At 61.4% G+C, this 19302-nt stretch carries 20 protein-coding genes; 9 read left to right on the top strand and 11 right to left on the bottom strand.

Features of this window, described 5'->3' with window-relative positions:
• Window position 1: 1 nt before the first annotated feature.
• The 4 genes from AC1MEK_RS11330 to AC1MEK_RS11345 all read left to right on the top strand — a co-directional run bounded on the left by AC1MEK_RS11330 (window position 2) and on the right by AC1MEK_RS11345 (window position 5528).
• The gene (locus AC1MEK_RS11330; RefSeq protein ID WP_480396365.1) at window positions 2–1585 is read left to right on the top strand and encodes an ABC transporter ATP-binding protein; all 1584 of its coding nucleotides are present in this window, start codon (window positions 2–4) and stop codon (window positions 1583–1585) included.
• A 65-nt stretch (window positions 1586–1650) separates the two neighbouring features.
• Window positions 1651–3066, top strand: a complete 1416-nt coding sequence (locus AC1MEK_RS11335) for a sigma-54 interaction domain-containing protein (RefSeq protein ID WP_480396366.1) — start codon at window positions 1651–1653, stop codon at window positions 3064–3066.
• Between the two features lie 289 nt (window positions 3067–3355).
• On the top strand, window positions 3356–4747 hold the full coding sequence (locus tag AC1MEK_RS11340; protein WP_480396367.1) for a GntP family permease: 1392 nt from the start codon (window positions 3356–3358) through the stop codon (window positions 4745–4747).
• A gap of 10 nt (window positions 4748–4757) precedes the next feature.
• Window positions 4758–5528: a 3-hydroxybutyrate dehydrogenase gene (locus AC1MEK_RS11345; RefSeq protein WP_480396368.1), complete on the top strand. Its 771-nt coding sequence runs from the start codon at window positions 4758–4760 to the stop codon at window positions 5526–5528.
• A gap of 116 nt (window positions 5529–5644) precedes the next feature.
• On the opposite strand, the gene AC1MEK_RS11350 is transcribed toward AC1MEK_RS11345, so the two are convergent.
• Window positions 5645–6811, bottom strand: a complete 1167-nt coding sequence (locus AC1MEK_RS11350) for a PilT/PilU family type 4a pilus ATPase (protein WP_480396369.1) — start codon at window positions 6809–6811, stop codon at window positions 5645–5647.
• A 188-nt stretch (window positions 6812–6999) separates the two neighbouring features.
• Here AC1MEK_RS11350 and AC1MEK_RS11355 point away from each other — a divergent pair, with 188 nt between their 5' ends.
• Window positions 7000–7275, top strand: a complete 276-nt coding sequence (locus AC1MEK_RS11355) for a peptidylprolyl isomerase (RefSeq protein WP_480396370.1) — start codon at window positions 7000–7002, stop codon at window positions 7273–7275.
• 125 nt (window positions 7276–7400) lie between these two features.
• On the opposite strand, the gene kdgK is transcribed toward AC1MEK_RS11355, so the two are convergent.
• The 8 genes from kdgK to AC1MEK_RS11395 all read right to left on the bottom strand — a co-directional run bounded on the left by kdgK (window position 7401) and on the right by AC1MEK_RS11395 (window position 14029).
• Complete coding sequence (kdgK, locus tag AC1MEK_RS11360; protein ID WP_480396371.1) at window positions 7401–8342, bottom strand: 2-dehydro-3-deoxygluconokinase; 942 nt, start codon at window positions 8340–8342, stop codon at window positions 7401–7403.
• 12 nt (window positions 8343–8354) lie between these two features.
• A complete protein-coding gene (locus AC1MEK_RS11365) occupies window positions 8355–9560 on the bottom strand; it encodes an amino acid deaminase (protein ID WP_480396372.1) in 1206 nt (401 codons plus the stop codon).
• Between the two features lie 60 nt (window positions 9561–9620).
• Window positions 9621–10385, bottom strand: a complete 765-nt coding sequence (locus AC1MEK_RS11370; protein ID WP_480396373.1) for an IclR family transcriptional regulator — start codon at window positions 10383–10385, stop codon at window positions 9621–9623.
• A 189-nt stretch (window positions 10386–10574) separates the two neighbouring features.
• Entirely contained in the window at window positions 10575–10964 is a 390-nt protein-coding gene (locus AC1MEK_RS11375) for a RidA family protein (RefSeq protein ID WP_480396374.1), read from the bottom strand.
• 26 nt (window positions 10965–10990) lie between these two features.
• Window positions 10991–11782: an amino acid ABC transporter ATP-binding protein gene (locus AC1MEK_RS11380; protein WP_480396375.1), complete on the bottom strand. Its 792-nt coding sequence runs from the start codon at window positions 11780–11782 to the stop codon at window positions 10991–10993.
• Window positions 11779–12441, bottom strand: coding sequence for an amino acid ABC transporter permease (locus tag AC1MEK_RS11385; protein ID WP_480396376.1), 663 nt, complete (start codon window positions 12439–12441; stop codon window positions 11779–11781). Before AC1MEK_RS11385 ends, AC1MEK_RS11380 begins: the two co-directional genes overlap by 4 nt.
• Window positions 12442–12453: 12 nt before the next feature.
• Window positions 12454–13116: an amino acid ABC transporter permease gene (locus AC1MEK_RS11390; RefSeq protein ID WP_274134630.1), complete on the bottom strand. Its 663-nt coding sequence runs from the start codon at window positions 13114–13116 to the stop codon at window positions 12454–12456.
• Window positions 13117–13180: 64 nt separating this feature from the next.
• Window positions 13181–14029 carry a transporter substrate-binding domain-containing protein gene (locus AC1MEK_RS11395; protein ID WP_480396377.1) on the bottom strand — a complete coding sequence of 283 codons (849 nt, stop codon included), beginning with the start codon at window positions 14027–14029 and terminating at the stop codon, window positions 13181–13183.
• Window positions 14030–14401: 372 nt separating this feature from the next.
• Here AC1MEK_RS11395 and AC1MEK_RS11400 point away from each other — a divergent pair, with 372 nt between their 5' ends.
• Window positions 14402–14680 (top strand): hypothetical protein, encoded by a 279-nt coding sequence (locus AC1MEK_RS11400; protein ID WP_480396378.1) that lies wholly within the window; start codon window positions 14402–14404, stop codon window positions 14678–14680.
• Window positions 14681–14899: 219 nt separating this feature from the next.
• Window positions 14900–15268, top strand: coding sequence for an NUDIX hydrolase (locus tag AC1MEK_RS11405; protein ID WP_480396379.1), 369 nt, complete (start codon window positions 14900–14902; stop codon window positions 15266–15268).
• A 9-nt stretch (window positions 15269–15277) separates the two neighbouring features.
• Here AC1MEK_RS11405 and AC1MEK_RS11410 read toward each other — a convergent pair whose 3' ends face one another.
• Window positions 15278–15592, bottom strand: a complete 315-nt coding sequence (locus AC1MEK_RS11410) for a hypothetical protein (protein ID WP_480396380.1) — start codon at window positions 15590–15592, stop codon at window positions 15278–15280.
• A gap of 14 nt (window positions 15593–15606) precedes the next feature.
• On the bottom strand, window positions 15607–15747 hold the full coding sequence (locus AC1MEK_RS11415) for a hypothetical protein (protein WP_480396381.1): 141 nt from the start codon (window positions 15745–15747) through the stop codon (window positions 15607–15609).
• A 427-nt stretch (window positions 15748–16174) separates the two neighbouring features.
• On the opposite strand from AC1MEK_RS11415, the gene AC1MEK_RS11420 reads away from it, so the two are divergent.
• Both AC1MEK_RS11420 and AC1MEK_RS11425 read left to right on the top strand, forming a co-directional pair.
• Window positions 16175–17761, top strand: a complete 1587-nt coding sequence (locus AC1MEK_RS11420) for an ABC-F family ATPase (RefSeq protein WP_480396382.1) — start codon at window positions 16175–16177, stop codon at window positions 17759–17761.
• Between the two features lie 313 nt (window positions 17762–18074).
• Complete coding sequence (locus AC1MEK_RS11425) at window positions 18075–19289, top strand: MFS transporter (RefSeq protein WP_480396383.1); 1215 nt, start codon at window positions 18075–18077, stop codon at window positions 19287–19289.
• Window positions 19290–19302 lie beyond the last annotated feature (13 nt).

The raw sequence follows: 19302 nt of genomic DNA on the forward strand, positions 1-19302 counted from the left end.
CATGTCTGAAAATCTGATTGAAATCCGCGACTTGTCGGTCTCTTTTAATGGAAATACTGTCGTCAGAAATCTGAGCCTGGACATCCCTGCAGGCCAGTGCCTGGCGCTGGTAGGTGAATCGGGGTCGGGCAAATCGGTCACCGCTCATTCGATCCTGCAACTGCTGCCCCAGGCGGGCACGGTCAGCACCGGCAGCATCCGCTATCGCGGCCAGGAACTGCTCGGCGCCGACGGCAAGCTGATGCGGCGCATCCGGGGCAACCAGATCGCGATGATCTTCCAGGAGCCCATGACTTCGCTCAACCCGCTGCACACGGTGGCCAAGCAGATCGGCGAAACCCTGCTGCTGCACAAGGGCCTGAGCGGCAAGGCGGCGCAGGAACGCATTCTCGAATTGCTGGAACTGGTGGGCATCCAGCACCCGAAGAAGCGTCTGAAAGCCTATCCGCACCAACTGTCGGGTGGGCAGCGCCAGCGGGTGATGATCGCCATGGCCCTGGCCTGCGAGCCGGAACTGCTGATCGCCGATGAGCCGACCACCGCACTGGACGTCACGGTACAACGCAAAATCCTGTTGCTGCTCAAGAACTTGCAGAAACGTCTTAACATGTCACTTCTATTGATCAGCCATGACCTGAACCTGGTGCACAGCATCGCCCAGCAGGTCTGCGTGATGCGCGCCGGCGAGATCCTCGAACAGTCCAATTGCCAGACTCTGTTCAAGGCCCCGCAGCACCCCTACAGCCGCTTGCTGCTGGACGCCGAACCCGCAGGCGAGCCGCTTCCCCGGGACACTCGTGAGAAAGTACTTGAAGTCGAAAACCTGCGCGTCTGGTTCTCGCTGGGCGGCGGCATTTTCAATCGCCATCAGGAATACCTCAAGGCAGTCGACGACATCAGCCTGAGCATCGAGCGCGGCAAGACCCTGGGGATTGTCGGTGAGTCGGGTTCGGGCAAATCGACACTTGGTCAGGCAATCCTGCGCCTGCTCGAATCGCGTGGCAGTATCCGCTTCAAGGGGCATTCACTGGACACCCTGAATCACAAACAGATGCGCCCCTGGCGCAAGCAGATGCAAGTGGTGTTTCAGGACCCTTACGGCAGTCTCAGCCCGCGCATGTCGGTGGCGCAGATCATCAGCGAGGGGCTGGAAGTGCACAGCGAACTGGACAAGGTGTGCTGTGAGGCCGAAGTGATTCGTGTACTGGAGGAAGTCGGCATCGATCCGTTGAGCCGGCATCGCTATCCCCATGAGTTTTCCGGCGGGCAACGGCAGCGTATCGCCATTGCCCGGGCGTTGGTGCTCAAACCTGCCCTGATTCTGCTCGACGAACCGACCTCCGCACTGGATCGCACCGTGCAGAAACAGGTCGTTGCGTTGCTGCGTCAGTTGCAGGAAAAACACGGCCTGACTTACCTGTTCATCAGCCATGACCTGGCGGTGGTGCGTGCCCTCGCCCACGACCTGATCGTGGTCAAGGACGGCAAGGTGGTCGAGCACGGCGCCAGCCATGACGTATTCGATGCGCCGCAGCACCCCTACACCAGGGAGCTGCTGGCGGCGGCGCATCCGGGGTTCAATTGAAAGACAGCCAAAACCTGCAGTCTGTGCGGCCAGATGCCGGAGCAACGCAAACTACGGAACCGTGCATGAAAGACAGTGACAGCCTCAAGGACTACCGGCGCGTACGGCGGCTTGCTATCCGTTCGCTGTTCGAGATTATCGAGCAGTCCAGTGAAGGTACTGTAATCGTGGACAAGGAAGCACGGATCGTCTGGATCAACGAGCGCTACGCCAGGCGCTTCGGCCTGGAGGACGCCAGCCGTGCGGTGGGCCAGCCTTGCGAGAAGGTGATTCCCGGCAGCCTCTTGCGCCAGGTGGCCAGCAACGGCCAACCCATCCTGCTGGACATGATGGACACCGCCAAGGATCCGCTGGTGGTCATGCGCCTGCCGATCCACGACGACCTCGGCGGTGTGATCGGCGCCATCGGCTTTGCCCTTTTCGATGAACTGCACTCGCTGTCGCCGCTGCTCAAGCGCTACCAGAGCATGCAGCAGGAACTGGCCTCGACCCGCTCATTGCTGCGCCAGCGCCAGGCCAAGTACAGCTTCGCGCACTTCATCGGCACCAGCGCGGCCAGCCTTGAAGTCAAACGCCGAGCGCGGCGCAGCGCCAGCACCGAATCACCGGTGTTGCTGCTGGGCGAGACCGGCACCGGCAAGGAGCTGCTGGCCCATGCCATCCACAACACGTCGCCGCGGGCGCACAAGCCGTTCGTGAGCATCAACAGCGCGGCCATCCCGGAAACCCTGCTCGAAGCCGAGTTCTTCGGCACAGCGCCCGGCGCCTTCACCGGGGCCGATCGCCGCGGTCGCCAAGGCAAGCTGTTCCTGGCCGAAGGCGGCACCTTGTTTCTCGATGAAATCGGCGACATGCCCCTGCCGCTGCAGAGCAAGCTGTTGCGCGTGCTGCAGGAAAAGGAATACGAGCCAGTGGGCTCCAATCAGATGGTCAAGAGCGACGTGCGGCTGATCGCGGCGACCTCCACCGACCTGGAAGCGGCGATCAAGCGCGGGGAGTTCCGCGCCGACCTGTATTACCGTCTGAGCGTCCTGCCGATTGCCGTGCCGCCGCTGCGCGAGCGTCTCGATGACCTGCCCGCCTTGAGCGAGGCGATTCTGGAAGAGCTGCGCAGCCAGCACGACCTGACCCCTGCTGCACTGGAAACCTTGGGCCAGCACGCCTGGCCGGGCAATATCCGCGAGCTGCGCAATGTGCTGGAGCGCGCGGCCTTGCTCAGTGACGACCCGCACCTTGAGGCCGAGGACATACGGGCGGCCATCGGCACGCTGGTTCCGCTGGCCAGAATCGCGCCAGTACCGGTTGCGCCTGCCAGTCAGGAATCCTACAGCGACGCCCGCCAGCGCTTCGAGCGCGAGCTGATCCAGGCGCGGCTGGCGCAATGCAAGGGCAATGTGGTGCTCGCCGCACAGCAACTGGGGCTGGGGCGCTCGACGCTGTACAAGAAGATGGCGGCGCTGGGGATTGTCGAGTCTCAATAACGAGACAATCAGTCTTCCTTCAGAGACAGCCTGGAACCGCTCTTCGTAGCAGCACGGCTTGCCGGCGGGTGCGGTGTGTCTGTGACGGATATGTCGTCTGACACACCGCCCGCCGGCAAGCCGTGCTGCTACGTTGGGGACGCGCTCGTCTCAAAACAGAGACAGACTGTCTAATTGGCATAAGTAAATCATATGTAAATCAATAACTTAGCGATCTGGCATAAAACTCGCTATACCTCCCGTTGCGCGGCTCGACCGCTTGAATAAGAAAAACAACAGGAGACACTCGATGAGTGTGATCATCGCCCTGGCAGCCCTCGCGCTGCTGATGCTTGCTGCTTACCGTGGTTACAGCGTTATCCTCTTCGCCCCCATCGCCGCCCTCGGCGCGGTGTTGCTGACCGATCCTTCCGCCGTGGCCCCGGCCTTCACTGGCGTGTTCATGGACAAGATGGTGGGCTTCGTCAAACTTTACTTCCCTGTGTTCCTGCTTGGCGCCGTGTTCGGCAAGCTGATCGAGCTGTCCGGGTTTTCCCGATCCATTGTCGCCGCTGCCATCAAGGTGTTGGGCACCCGCCAGGCGATGCTGGTGATCGTGCTGGTCTGCGCCCTGCTCACCTACGGCGGCGTTTCGTTATTCGTGGTGGTATTCGCGGTCTACCCGTTCGCCGCCGAGATGTTCCGCCAGAGCAACATCCCCAAGCGGCTGATTCCGGCGACCATCGCCCTGGGTGCGTTCTCCTTCACCATGGACGCCCTGCCCGGCACGCCGCAGATCCAGAACATCATCCCCTCGACGTTCTTCAACACCACGGCCTGGGCCGCGCCCTGGCTAGGACTGATCGGCACCGCCTTCGTGTTTTGCGCAGGCATGCTGTTCCTCCAGCGCCAGCGCAACAAGGCCCAGCGCGCCGGTGAAGGCTACGGCACCGAGTTGCGCAACGAACCGGAAACCGCCGAAGACATCCAGCTGCCCAATCCATGGATTGCCCTGGCGCCGCTGTTGCTGGTCGGGGTGATGAACCTGCTGTTCACCCAGTGGATTCCCCAGTGGTACGGCAAGACCCACACCCTGTCGCTGCCCGGCATGGCCACTCCGGTGCAGACCGACGTCGCCAAGATCACCGCGATCTGGGCCGTGGAAGCCGCGTTGCTGGTGGGTATCGTGTTCGTGCTGCTGTTTGCCTTTGGCACGGTGAAATCGAAACTGGCCGAAGGCAGCAAGGGCGCGGTGAGTGGCGCGCTGCTGGCGGCGATGAACACCGCCTCCGAGTACGGCTTTGGCGCCGTGATCGCCTCCCTGCCCGGCTTTCTGGTGCTGGCCGACTGGCTCAAGTCCATCCCCAACCCGCTGGTCAACGAAGCGATCACCGTAACCCTGTTGGCCGGGATCACCGGCTCGGCTTCGGGCGGCATGAGTATCGCGCTGGCGGCGATGTCCGACAGTTTCATCAGCGCCGCCCACGCCGCCAACATCCCGCTGGACGTGCTGCACCGGGTGGCCGCCATGGCCAGCGGCGGCATGGACACCCTGCCGCACAACGGCGCGGTTATCACCCTGCTCGCGGTCACCGGGCTGACCCACCGCGAGGCGTACAAGGATATTTTCGGCATCACCATCATCAAGACCCTGGCGGTCTTCGTGGTAATCGCCACGTTCTATGCAACCGGCATCGTATGAGGAATCGAACATGAGTCTGCAAGGCAAAACCGCACTGGTCACCGGCTCCACCAGCGGCATCGGGCTGGGCATCGCCCTGACGCTGGCCAAGGCCGGGGCGAACCTGGTGCTCAACGGTTTCGGCGATGCGTCGGCGGTGATCGAGCAAGTCAAACAGTTCGGCGGCAAGGTCGGCCATCATCCGGCGGACGTCAGCGACGTGGCGCAGATCGCCGACATGATCGCCTACGCCGAACGCGAATTCGGCGGCGTCGACATTCTCGTCAACAATGCCGGCATCCAGCACGTCGACGCGGTCGAGGATTTCCCGGTGGAAAGCTGGGACAAGATCATCGCCATCAACCTGTCATCGGTGTTCCACAGCACCCGCCTGTGCCTGCCCGGCATGAAGGCCAAGGGCTGGGGGCGGATCGTCAACATCGCCTCGGTGCACGGCCTGGTGGGCTCGACCGGCAAGGCGGCCTATGTGGCGGCCAAGCACGGGGTGATCGGGCTGACCAAGGTGGTTGGGCTCGAAACCGCCACCAGCCACGTGACCTGCAACGCCATCTGCCCCGGCTGGGTGCTGACGCCGCTGGTGCAGAAGCAGATCGATGATCGTGGCGCAGAAACCGGCGATATCGAGCAGGCCAAGCACGATCTGCTGGCCGAGAAACAGCCTTCGCTGGAGTTTGTCACGCCTAGCCAGTTGGGTGAGTTGACGCTGTTTCTGTGCAGCGAGGCCGGCGCTCAGGTGCGCGGGGCGGCGTGGAATATCGATGGGGGGTGGTTGGCGCGCTAGAAGAATCACCCTGTGGGAGTGAGCTTGCTCACGAAGAGGCCAGGCAGCCGCGTCCACGGTAACGCCGTACTCCCTATTCGTGAGCAAGCTCACTCCCACAATGTCATGTGAATGCCTTATGACCCGGGCTCATCCCGCTCGTCGACCAACCCCCAATCCTTCACATCCACCTGCGCGGCAGGCTGAGGCGCGGGCGGCGGTGTGGTGATGGTGCTCGGGCCATTCTCGTTGTGCAGCTTGAGGCGCAGCCGTACGTTGTTCGCCGAGTCGGCATTCTTCAACGCTTCCTCTTCGGAAATCGCGCCTTCGACAGCCAGGTCATACAGCGCATTGTCGAAGGTCTTCATGCCCAGGTTGGTGGACTTTTCCATGATCCCCTTGAGCTCGGTCAGCTCATTGCGATGGATCAGGTCGCGAATGGTCGGCGTGCCCAGCATCACCTCCACCGCAGCCCGACGTTTACCGTCTTTGGTTTTCACCAGCCGCTGGGAAACGAACGCCTTGAGGTTGTTGCCCAGGTCATGGAGCAACTGCGGGCGACGCTCTTCGGGGAAGAAGTTGATGATCCGGTCCAGCGCCTGGTTGGCGTTGTTGGCGTGCAGCGTGGAAATCGCCAGGTGGCCGGTGTCGGCAAAAGCCAGCACGTGCTCCATGGTTTCGCGATCGCGGATCTCGCCGATCAGGATCACATCCGGGGCCTGACGCAGGGTGTTTTTCAACGCCGCGTGGAAGCTGCGGGTGTCGACCCCGACTTCACGCTGGTTGATGATCGACTTCTTATGCCGATGAATGAACTCCACCGGGTCCTCGATGGTGATGATATGCCCGCTGGCGTGGCGGTTGCGGTGATCGATCAGCGCCGCCAGCGAGGTGGATTTACCCGATCCGGTAGCGCCGACGAACAGCACCAGGCCGTGCTTTTCCATGACCACATCCAGCAGCACGGGCGGCAGGTGCAGGTCTTCGAATTTGGGAATATCGAGCTTGATGTTGCGCGCGACGATGGACACCTCGTTGCGCTGCTTGAAGATGTTGATGCGGAAACGGCCCACGCCTGACAGCGAAAACGCCAGGTTCATCTCCAGCTCGCGCTCGAAGTCCTGCTTCTGCTCGGCGTCCATGATGCCATCGGCGATCAGCGCCACATCACCCGGCTTGAACGCCTCGCTGCCCAGCGGCTTGAGTACGCCATTGAACTTGGCGCACGGCGGCGCCCCGGTTGAAAGATAGAGATCCGATCCGTCCTGGGTGGCCAGAACCTTCAACAACGCCGGGAAATCCATAAGTCACACCGCACATAAAGGTTGTAAGAAGACTGCAGGTCGACACAAGCTGCGACCATCGACGCGGACCAACGTTCGCGTCCATAAGCCTAGACGCGGACCGCAGGTCCGACCAAGGTGAAGGAAATTACCTGAATTCCTGTGACAAAGGCATAATGCGCGGCTTTTTTATCGAGGCGATGTTCATCATGAAAGCTCAAGCCCGGCACATTCTGGTCAAGACCGCCGAAGAGGCCGAGAAGATCAAACAGCGCATTGCCAACGGCGAAGCGTTCGATGTATTGGCCAAGAAATATTCGACCTGCCCGTCGGGCAAGCGCGGCGGCGACCTGGGCGAAGTGCGCCCGGGGCAGATGGTGCCGGTGATCGATCAGATCATCTTCAAGAAGCCATTGCGCACGGTGCATGGCCCGGTGAAGAGCAAGTTTGGCTATCACCTGGTGCAGGTTTTCTTCAGAGACTAACTCCATTCGCCCCGTAGCAGCACGGCTTGCCGGCGGGGCGGTGTGTCAGACGACATATTTGTCACAGACATATCGCACCCGCCGGCAAGCCGTGCTGCTACGGGGTAAAGGCTTCGATAGGCGACTCAGTTGGGCATCACGCTACGGGGAATCAGCGCCCCGGGGTGCTGAATCACCAGGCTCGCCAGCCGGTGTCCGGCCTCGGCCGCTTCCTGCGGGCCGCCGCCGCGCAGGCGTCTGGCCAGATAACCGGCGCTGAACGAATCCCCCGCCGCCGTGGTGTCGATCACCTTGCTGACCGCTTGCGCCGGGATCTCGTAGCGGCGGTTGTCGGCCCGCACCAGGCAGCTCTGGGCGCCGCGCTTGATCACCACTTCCTTCACGCCCATGTCGCGGTAGGCGCTGAGGATCTGCTCGCTGTCGGTGTAGCCGAACAGCGCCTGCTCGTCTTCTTCGGTGAGCAAGGCGACGTCGACTTCATGCATCACCGAACGATAGGCCTGGCGGGCCTGGTCGACACTGCGCCACAGACGCGGCCGATAATTGTTGTCGAACACCACGCAGGCGCCGCGATCCCGGGCATCGCCCAGGGTCGACAACAGCCGCGCGCGGCCGACTTCACCAAGCACCGCCAAGGTGATGCCGCTGAAATACAGCACATCGTATTCAGGCAGCGCGGCCAGCACCGGGTCAGCGGACGGCGTGGTGAAACACTCACGCACCGCCGCCTCGTTGCGCCAGTACAGGAAACGCCGCTCGCCATTGGCGTCGGTCTGGATGCAGTACAGCCCCGGCAGACGCCCCGGCAGGCGCTGGACGCGGCTCAGGCCGATACCCTCGTCGGCCCAGATCGCGCACATGGCATCGCTGAAGCTGTCATCGCCCAACGCGGTGACGTAATCGACCTGCGCCGCCGAGCCCAGCAGACGCGACAGATAAACCGCCGTGTTCAGCGTGTCACCGCCGAAACTCTGCTTGAGCGTGCCGTTGGCATGCTGCTGCAACTCGATCATGCATTCGCCGATCAGCGCCACGCGCGGGTGGCTGTGGCTTGCCAATTCACTCATCGCCCATCTCCGTCAGAAGCAGGTGTCGAAAGATTCGATCACGGCCAAATCTTCGCCCACCAGGCAACCGGTGCGCCACTTGTCGAACGTCAGGCACGGGTGCGAGGTGCCGAAGGAGATGATGTCGCCCACTTTCAGCTCGCAGTCGGGGGCCACGGTCATGAAGGCGTGCTGATCCATCACCGCAGTCACCTTGCAGGCGCTGACGTCATCGCCCACCGCAGGCACCACGCCGGCCTTGTAGCGCTTGATCGGGTTGGGCATGCCGGCGTCGAACGCCACGTCGCGCTTGCCCAGGGCAATCACTGCAAAACCGGGTTCTGGCATCGACTGCACGTGAGCCCAGACTTCCATGGCCGGTTGCAGGCCTTCGGACAGGTCCTGACGACGGTCGAGCACGCAGCACTGCGCCTCTTTGTAGATGCCGTGGTCGTGGACCACGTAGCTGCCGGGGCGGAGCACGGCAAGGAAACGATCACGGACCTGCTGCTTGTCGAACTCTTCGGCGATCAGGTCGTACCAGGCCGAGCCCGATGCGGTGACGATCGGCCGATCCAACGCGAAGGCACCCTTGTCCTGCAAGGTCACGGCCAGCCGCACCAGGGACGCTGCGAACGCGCGAATCCCGGCAATCGCCTTGTCGCCATGGATCACGCCTTCATAGCCTTCGATGCCGGTGAGTTTGAGCGCCGGTTGCGCGGCGATGGCGTCGGCCAGGGCCATGACTTCCTGCTCGCTGCGGCAGCCGCAACGGCCACCAACAACGCCGTACTCGATCATCACGTTGAGCTGCACGCCCTTGCTGGCAAAGAACTCGCCCAGCGCCTTGACGTTGTCCGGGTGGTCGACCATGCAGTGGAAGTCGAACTGTGTGTCGCTGAGCATCTCGGCGATGATCGCCATGTTCGGCGCGCCGACCAGTTGGTTGGCCATCAGCACGCGGCGCACGCCATGAGCGTAGGCGGCGCGGGTCTGGGTGGCGGTGGCCAAGGTCATGCCCCAGGCGCCGTGCTGCAACTGACGGGTGAACAGCTCAGGCACCATGCTGGTCTTGCCATGGGGCGCCAGCTCGGCGCCGCTGTCACTGACGAACTTCTGCATCCAGCGCAGGTTGTGTTCCAGCGCCTTGTCGTGGATGACCAGCGCAGGCAGGCTGACGTCACGGACCAGTTGATCGCCCGGTTGCGTGGCGCCTTTTTCCAGTGCGGCAATGCTCATGTGTACTCTCCAGAATGCTTGTCTGTTGGCGGCTGGGGCACCGCTCAATCGTTGAATCGTTCAGTCATTGACCCGGCGGGCCAGGCTGTTGGCGCTGTCGATCAGCACCTTGCGGTAATGTTCGTAATGGGCCTTGGCATCGGCCCGCGGCGCGACGATGCACAGGGTCGCGATGCAGATGCCCTGCTTGTCCTTGACCGGCGCGGCGAAACAATGGGTAAAGGTGTCGGCAATGCTGTTGAAGGAGAAAAAGCCTTCCTCGTGGGCCTTGCGGATCTCGCCGATAAAGGTTTCCAGCGGCAGGCGCTGGCCATCCGGCAGGATGAAATCGTCCTCGTCGATCAGATCGATGATCGCCTGATCGCTCAGGTGGCCCAGCAGCAGGCGCCCGGACGCGGTCCAGGGAATGGGCGCGTCTTCGCCGATGTCCGAGGAAATCCGGAAATGCCGGGCGCCTTCCTTCATCAGCGCGACGGTGTACTTGCGCCCGTTGAGCAGGCACATCTGCGCGGTTTCTCGGGTCTGCTCGACGATTTCACCGAGACTGACTTCCGCCTCGCGGGTGAAGTCGAAATGGCGCAGGTGGGCCTGGCCGAGAAAATACAACTGGCGGCCCAGGTACACGTGGCCTTCCTTGCCGACGTTTTCCAGAATTCGCCGCTCCAGCAACGAACCGACCAGCTCGTAGACCGTCGATTTCGGGCTGCCGATACCGCTGGCGATTTCATTCGGCCGCAGCGGCGTGCCCGTCTCCTTGAGGTAATCAAGAATATCGAACGCCCGGTCCAGACCACGGGCACGGCGTTTGATGGTGTCTTCGGTCATGGCGTTGTCCATTGAACTGATGATCTCGTAAAGGAAGGCGGGCAGTTTACAGCCAGCCAATCGAGCACGGACCTGTAGGAGCGAATTCATTCGCGAACGGATTTGCCAGCCGCAGAATTTGCATCGTCTGTACCGCCGATTCGCGAATAAATTCGCTCCTACAGGTTTACGATCGCACAGGCTCGAAACCTACGCCTTCTTCTTGTAGGCGATGCAATCGATCTCGACCTTGCAGTCGACCATCATGTTCGCCTGCACGCAGGCCCGTGCCGGGGCGTGTTCGGGTTTGAAGTATTCGCCGAACACCTTGTTGAAGCTCCAGAAGTCCCGCGGGTCTTCCAGCCACACGCCGACGCGCACCACATCTTCCAGGCCGTAACCGGCCTCGGTGAGGATCGCGACCAGGTTCTTCATCGTCTGGTGGGCCTGCTCGACGATGCCACCCACAATGATTTCACCATCAACGGCCGGCACCTGGCCGGAAACGTGCAACCAACCGTCAGCCTCGACCGCGCGGGCGAATGGACGTGGCTGGCCGCCACCTGCGGTGCTACCTGCGCCGTAACGAGTAATGCTCATGAAAGATCTCCTTTTGATCGAGCGGTTTAAAAACGGATGTTCTTGAGAAATTCTGCCAGGCGCGCCGATTTCGGCTGCTCGAACAGCGTCTTGGGCGGGCCCTGCTCTTCGATACGCCCCTGATTCATGAAGACGATCTGATCCGACACTTCATAGGCGAAACGCATTTCGTGGGTCACCAGCAGCATGGTCATCCCCTCTTCGGCCAGGCCCTTGATCACGCTCAGCACCTCGCCGACCAGCTCCGGGTCCAGCGCCGAGGTCACTTCGTCGAACAGCATCAGGCTGGGGTTCATGGCGATGGCACGGGCGATCGCCACGCGCTGTTGCTGGCCGCCGGACAACTGGCCCGGGTAGTGATTGCGACGCTCCAGCAGGCCCACGCGCTCCAGCCATTTCTCAGCCAGGGCGACCGCCTGATCCTTGGGCAGCTTTTTGACCTTCAACAGGCCCAGCGTGACGTTCTGCAACGCGGTCAGGTGCGGAAACAGGTTGAACTGCTGGAACGCCATCCCGGTCATGGCCCGATGCTGGGCGATCACACGCTCGGCGTGGCGCACGCGCTTGCCGTTCACTTCGCTGTAGCCGATGTCCTGGCCTTCCAGGCGAATGTGCCCGCCCTGGAACTCTTCCAGCAGGTTGACGCAGCGCAACAGTGTGGTCTTGCCCGATCCACTGGAGCCGATCAGCGTGACTACGTTGCCTTTGTTCATCTTCAGGTCGACGCCTTTGAGCACTTCGACCGGGCCATAGGATTTGTGCAGCCCTTCGATGCTGAGCAGCGCCGGGGCGGCTTGTGCGGTTTGAATCTGAGTCATGGCAAGGCCACCCGTTTTTCAATTTGGCGCCCGAGAAGCTCGATGCCGTAGTTGATGACGAAGAAGAGAAATCCGGCGAACAGGTAAAACTCGAGGGTCATGAAATTGCGCGCGATGATCTGCTGGGTGCTGAGCAGCAACTCGGCAACGCCGATCACTGACAGCAGGGTCGAGGCCTTGACGATCTCGGTGGACGAGTTCACCCAGGTCGGCAGAATCTGGCGCAACGCCTGGGGCAGCAGCACATAACTCAGCGACTGGCCGAAGGTCAGGCCGATGGCCTTGCCCGCTTCCAGTTGCCCACGGGGAATGGCCTGCAGCGCACCACGCACGATCTCCGCGACGTGCGAGCCGCAGAACAGGGTCAGGCCCAGGGCGCCGGCCTTGAAGGCGGTGATCTGCCAGCCCAGTGCCGGGGCCATGTAGAAACACGCCAGCACCAACACGAAGACAGGCGTGCCGCGAATCAGGTCCACGTAGCCACGAAATGGCAGACGCGCCCACCACTTGCCATAGGTCAGGATCAGGCCGGCAAACATGCCCAGGATCGTGCCCAGCACAATCGCCAGCCCCGCACATTGAATGCTGGTCACAAAACCCGCCCACAGCGGTTCACGGGCGATCCACAACTCGTGCAGCCAGCCAGGTTGTTCGTACATATTCAGAGCCTCCTAGCGGCGAATCGCCAAGCGCTGTTCGAGGTAGCGCAAGAGCATGGCGATCAGGTAACAGGCCGCGACATACAACGCCGTGGTCACCAGCCAGGTTTCGATCACCCGGTAGCTCTCGACGTTGATCTTGCGCGCGTAATAGGTCAGTTCCGGCACCGCGATGGCGGCGGCCAGCGAGGTGTCCTTGAACAGCGAGATGAAGTTGTTCGACAGCGCCGGGAGCACGTTGCGCAGCATCACCGGCACGATGATGTACGCCCGCACCTGCCACTCACCCAGGCCGATCGCCAACCCCGCTTCGCGCTGGCCCTTGTGGATGCTGAGCAAGCCGGCACGAAATACCTCGGTCAGGTACGCACCGGCATACACCGACAGCGTGACGATGAACGACGGGATCTTGTCCAGCCGAATGCCCAGACTCGGCAAGGCGAAGTAGATCAGCAGGATCAGCACCAGAATCGGCGTGTTGCGAATCACCGTGACATAGACCGACGCCACGATGCGCAATGCGCGATATTTTGACAGCATGGCAAACGCCGCCATCAGGCCGATCACGCAACCGATAGCGATGGAGATCAGAGCCAGTTCAAGCCCTAGCCCAAGGCCCGCCAGCAGGCTGGGGAAATCCCGCCAGACCGCGGCAAAGTTCAACTGATAATTCATGGTCAGCAGTACCTGGGACGGGAAGGCGCCAAGGCCTTCCCTGCCCCGTCAGTTGCGGGTCGTATTACTTGTATTCCATGGGGAAGCCGATCTGCGGTGTAGGCAGATCCGTGCCGAACCACTTCTTGAAGGATTCCGCGTAGGCCGGGAATTCCACGCCGGTCATGGCTTCATGCAGCGCGGTGTTGACGAAGTTCAGCCAGTCCTGATCGCCACGCTTGACGGCGCAGGCGTAGGTTTGCGGGCTCCAGGCAAAGGCCGGGGAACGGTAGCGGCCTGGGTTCTGCACCATCAGGTACTTGACCGACGACTGATCGGTGGCGGCGGCATCGGCGCGGCCGGAGTTGATCGCCTGGTACATCAGGTCGACGCTGTCGTACTGGTCGACCTTGGCCTTGGGCAGCGCCTGATGCACCAGCTCTTCGGCGTAGACGTTCTGCAGCACGGCCACGGTGACGCCGTCGCCTGCAGCTTTCAGGTCGTCGATTTCCTTGTACTTGCTGTTGTTGGGCAGCAGCAGCGCCACACCCTCGCGGTAGTACGGCAGCGTGAAGGCCACCTGCTGTGCGCGGCTTGCGGTAACGGTGATGAACTGGCAACTCATGTCGACCTTGTCGGTCAGCAGGTTGGGAATCCGCGCATCGGACGACTGCACCACGAACTCGACCTTGGACGGGTCGTTGAACAGACCTTTGGCGACGATGCGCGCGATGTCGATATCAAAGCCCTGCAACTTGCCGTCGGCACCCTGGAAGTGCCAGGGCGCGTTGGTGCTGCCGGTGCCCACCACCAGATGGCCGCGCTGCAGCACACTGTCGAGTTTGCTATCCGCCGCTTGGGCGACAGAAACGCAGCTGGCAGCTGCAGCAAGGACAAACGCAAAAGCTTTCACAAAAGAGGGTCCGCGATGCATGGGAGAAGCTCCGTCGAGGTGTTATATTTTCCGCTATAGCGGAACTGAGTTTGTAACAACGGAATAGCGAGCAGAAAGTGTGCCACAGACTCGGCAAAAAGAAAGGGCTTTCAAAAAGCCTGCTGGATCAAAGGGCTAGCAGTGAAATGCCATCATTGGCACTGGACGTTGCACGCGCAGGCCTGCTACGCAAGGCCACAACTGCGGGTAACGAGGCCCCAGTGTTGTGCGTTAAGCCCCACAATCGCGCAGCACGTTGGTCAGATAAGAAGAGAAGCGACAGGTTGGATGAGCCGTTGGTCAGCAACGTCGCACACTGACAGGGTGTCAGCGGCCTAACGTCAGGTAACGCCTGTTCAGAGGAGACGCAGCATGAACACGCACACATTGGCCAGCCTGATCCTGGCCGGGCTGCTCGGCATCAGCCCGGCTTTGACCTTCGCCGCCGAAGCCGGTGGCTCCGCCCTGCCACCCGGGATCAACCCGACAACCCCGGCCGGCGGCAACGGCGGCGACGCCGATGGCCTGGAAAAGAAACCGGCGAACCCGGCTCCACCGGGCAAGGAGAAAAAAGCTTCGACGCCCAAAACCACTGACAAACCCGCCAGCACCGTTCACAAGAAACAGGTCACACCCAAGCAGCCCAAATAGCGGGATGGCGCACAGGTGCGGGTTACACATATGAACTTTATGTGAACCCACACCCGGACGCGGCAGCACTGCCCTAAGATGAAGGCTGTAAATGGATAACAACAAGGGAACGTTGGCACCGTAAATGCTTCGAAGGGATATATGAAGCTTTTGTGACAAAGCTGTGACTATATACAGTCGCCGCGCTTCTCACAGGGTGTACGGTGAAGGGAAAAGAACATGAAAGAACGCGCCACAGTCATTTGCCGACGGGATGACCAGATCCTGTACGTGCGCAAACCCAAGGCCAAATGGACCTTGCCCGGCGGCAAGGTCGAGGCCAACGAGTCCCCCGCCCAGGCTGCAGCCCGTGAGCTTCGCGAAGAAACCGGCCTGATTCTCGAAGACCTTTCCTATGTCACCCGCTTCGAGGGTGGTGAAGTTCTGCACCACGTTTTCGAAGTTTCGGTGACCTTCATGGCCACCCCCACCGCAAAGAATGAGATTGCCGACTGCAAATGGTTTACCGCCAAGCAGTTGGGTGATGTGAAGGTCAATACGGCTGCCAGGTCAATCGTCAGAGCGTTTCTGAGCGACGTGAAGGCGTAGCGAAAACGATCAAAGCGCTTTCAACGCACATCGTCGCGGGTGCATCAGGCTTTTATAGGTGGCTGAAACCGAGATCCAGATCATCGCCAGCGTTCCTGTGATCACTCCCGCCTTGTGTTCACGCAACACGCCCAACTGCTCTGGAGTCGCGGCGTAAGTCATGACACCTGCCAATACGGCGCCCACTGTGCTGGAGCAGGACGTGGCGATGATCAGCGCATGGGTGAGGTCCGGGGTTTGTCGATAGAACAGCGCGCTGGCAATGTAGATCCCAACGGCCACCACGCCGATGAAAAACGAGAACTGAAACTGGGCCTCGCTCATGGCCAGCCCTCCTCTCAGAGATCTCGTGATTTGAGGACGTGAAACGCGTACGCAGCGCCGAGCACAGCGCCGACCGCCGTGCTGCCCATACTGGGGATGAGCATGTTGGCAATGATTGCGCAGCCACAGGTCACCGAGATCATGCGCACGTCCATGAGCCGATCAATCACGGGGCGTGGCGATGTATTGCGGGATTTTCTGCGTGACATGTTCGAGTACCCTTCTTGCCAGGTGAAAGAAGCGCCTTGAGCGCCGATCAGTTGCCACAGAGTCTGGAAGGCCCGGATGCCCTTGACAACACAGGGACAGAGAAAACAGAAACGTCCTACATTCGCGGCGTTTTGACTCGATCCCGCCATACAACTGAAGCCCTACCTGTGCGACAATGGGCGCAATGTCTGGAATCAAATCCCTCTTCCAATAAATCACCAGCTCGGACACGCCGTCCGCATGCTGCTCTCTATTTATGCGCGCAGGCCCGGCCCGGGCCGCGTCTGGGTTGAGATGGAATACACCAGGACTGGACCCAATCTGGTCCCAAACCTGTTCCAGCGCCCTGTAACTCCCTGATAGGTAAAGCAATTGATCTCCACAGCTAATATCACGATGCAGTTCGGCCCTAAACCGCTGTTCGAGAACGTTTCGGTCAAATTCAACAACGGCAATCGTTACGGCCTCATCGGCGCCAACGGCTGTGGCAAATCCACTTTCATGAAGATTCTGGGTGGTGATCTGGAGCCCTCGGGTGGCCAAGTGATGCTCGAGCCGAACGTGCGCCTGGGTAAATTGCGTCAGGATCAGTTCGCCTACGAAGAATTCACCGTGATCGACACCGTGATCATGGGCCACGAGGAGCTGTGGAAGGTCAAGGCCGAGCGCGATCGCATCTACTCGCTGCCGGAAATGACCGAAGAAGACGGCATGGCCGTGGCGGAGCTGGAAACCGAGTTCGCCGAGATGGACGGTTACACCGCCGAATCCCGTGCCGGTGAGCTTCTGCTGGGCCTGGGTATTCCGCTGGAACAGCATTTCGGCCCGATGACCGAAGTCGCGCCGGGCTGGAAGCTGCGCGTTTTGCTGGCCCAGGCGCTGTTCTCGGATCCGGAAGTGTTGCTGCTGGACGAACCGACCAACCACCTGGACATCAACACCATTCGCTGGCTGGAAACCATTCTCACGGCGCGTAACAGCACCATGATCATCATTTCCCACGACCGGCACTTCCTCAACAGCGTCTGCACCCACATGGCCGACCTGGACTACGGCGAGCTGCGCCTGTTCCCGGGCAACTACGACGAGTACATGACCGCCGCGACCCAATCCCGCGAGCAGCTTCTGGCCGACAACGCCAAGAAGAAAGCGCAGATCGCCGAACTGCAGACCTTCGTCAGCCGCTTCTCGGCCAACGCCTCGAAAGCCAAGCAGGCCACCTCTCGCGCCAAGCAGATCGACAAGATTCAGCTGGCCGAGGTCAAGCCGTCGAGCCGTGTCAGCCCGTTCATCCGTTTCGAGCAGACCAAAAAGCTGCACCGTCAGGCAGTGACCATCGAAAAGCTGTCCAAGGCATTCGACGACAAGGTGCTGTTCAAGAACTTCAGCTTCACCGTCGAAGCCGGCGAGCGCGTGGCGATCATCGGCCCGAACGGTATCGGCAAGACCACCCTGCTGCGCACGCTGATGGGTGAACTGGCGCCGGATGCAGGCTCGGTGAAGTGGACCGAAAGCGCGGAGCTGGGCTACTACGCTCAGGACCACGCCCACGACTTCGAAGACGACGTGACCCTGTTCGACTGGATGGGACAGTGGACCACCGGCGAGCAGATGATTCGTGGCACCCTGGGCCGCATGCTGTTCTCCAACGACGAGATCCAGAAGTCGGTCAAGGTCATTTCCGGTGGTGAACAGGGCCGCATGCTGTTCGGCAAGCTGATCCTGCAAAAGCCCAACGTGCTGGTGATGGACGAACCGACCAACCACCTGGACATGGAATCGATCGAGGCGCTGAACCTGGCGCTGGAAAACTACCCGGGCACGCTGATCTTCGTCAGCCACGACCGCGAGTTCGTATCGTCCCTGGCCACCCGCATCATCGAGCTGACCGCCGATGGCGTGACCGACTTCAGCGGCACCTACGACGATTACCTGCGCAGTCAGGGTGTGGTGTTCTGATAGACGTAACAGTGACAATCGAAGCCCTGTCCTTATGACGGGGCTTTTTTGTGGGTGTACCTCGCCGCTCGATAGCGACTTCAAGATCGCCCCGCCGGCAAGCCGTGCTGCTACGCGGTATTGAGTTGTTCGCACAGGGTGCGGCCACACGGGATTTACGTAGCAGCCGGGCTTGCCCGCGGGAGCGATCGTGCAAACACCACATCGACCATCCTGACTGAGCTGAATCCCGGATTAAATCGTTAGCCTGCTTTCATTTCCCGTCGCCTCGGGTGATGATGGCAGCACTCCCACCGCACCAGCGAAGAGACCCATGTCTGCCGCCCTGCCTCCCGACACGCCACCGCGTACCGCCAGTTCAACGGCGATCACCCTGCAAATCGTTTCCATCGTCTTTTATACCTTCATCGCCTTCCTGTGCATCGGCCTGCCGATCGCCGTAATGCCGGGCTATGTGCATGACCAACTGGGTTTCAGCGCCGTGATCGCGGGGCTGGTGATCGGTGCGCAGTACCTGGCGACGCTGCTCAGCCGGCCGTTCGCCGGCGGCATCTGCGACAACATCGGCACCAAGCGCGCCATCGTTTATGGGTTGACCGGGATTGCCATCAGCGGTGCCCTGACGGTGCTGGCGATCCTGCTACAAAGCCATGCCGGCACCAGCCTGACGATACTGGTCATCGCCCGCCTTATTCTCGGTGCGTCCCAGGGTCTGATCGGCGTCGGCACCATCAGCTGGTGCATCGGCCTGGTCGGTGCGGAGCACACTGCGCGTTCGATTTCCTGGAACGGCATCGCCTCCTACGGCGCCATCGCCATCGGCGCGCCGCTGGGCGTGTTGATGGTCGATGCGCTGGGTTTCGTCAGCCTCGGGCTGGTACTGGCGGCGCTGGCCGCAGGTGCCTTGCTGCTGATTCGCAACAAGCCGCCGGTGCCGGTGGTGCGCGGCGAGCGCATGCCGTTCTGGTCGGTGTTCGGCCGGGTCGCGCCCTATGGGCTGGGCCTGACGCTTTCGTCCATCGGCTATGGCACCCTGACCACGTTCATCACCCTGTTCTACGTCAGCCGCAGCTGGCAAGGCGCGGCTTGGTGCCTGACGGTCTTCGGCGTGTGCTTCATCGTCGCCCGGCTGTTCTTCATCAACGCCATCAACCGCTTTGGCGGCTATCGCTCGGCGATCACCTGCATGTCGGTGGAAACCATCGGCCTGGTGCTGCTGTGGCTGGCGCCCAATACCACCGTGGCGCTGATCGGCGCGGGGTTGGCCGGTTTCGGCCTGTCGCTGGTGTATCCGGCCATTGGCGTCGAAGCGATCAAACAGGTGCCCAACAGTAGCCGGGGTGCGGGCCTGGGCGCCTATGCGGTGTTTTTCGACCTGGCGCTGGCGGTTTCCGGCCCGCTGATGGGGGCGATTGCGCTGAACATGGGCTACGACTGGATTTTCTTCTTCGCCGCCCTGTTGTCGGTGCTGGCGTTGGGCCTGACCTTGCTCTTGTCACGGCGCCCAACCGTGGACACTCGCCTCTGACCGGCAAAAAAGC

Source organism: Pseudomonas sp. 2 (genome assembly GCF_056627435.1).